The 216-nt window shown below is 50.0% G+C and carries 1 protein-coding gene; it reads right to left on the bottom strand.

Translation table 11 applies throughout. From position 1 onward, the window contains the following. The coding region (locus tag B7705_RS09725) for a hypothetical protein (protein WP_204956956.1) at positions 1-216 on the bottom strand (216 nt) is incomplete at both ends.

Below are 216 nucleotides of genomic sequence, written 5' to 3'. Positions count from 1 at the left end.
CCAATCTCATTCGAGCGATCCTTCAGCCAGGCTTGGATGGGGTGATGACGGCGATAAGAAGCTTCTCGCTCAGCGGCTTCTTGTTCTGCCTTGCGTTTAGCAGCCTCAATCGCTTCTGCCTTGGCTTTCGCATACTGCTGATCCAGCTCATAAATCGCTTTACCGAGTTCTTCATGCGCCACAAAGTCGGTCAAAATAGGATCACTATAACTCAGA

Origin of the sequence: Streptococcus oralis subsp. dentisani (genome assembly GCF_002096685.1) — a bacterium.
Classification (GTDB): Bacteria; Bacillota; Bacilli; order Lactobacillales; family Streptococcaceae; genus Streptococcus; species Streptococcus oralis_AD.
The sequence above is the reverse complement of the archived record's forward strand: the minus strand, read 5'-3'. Positions and strand labels throughout refer to the sequence as shown.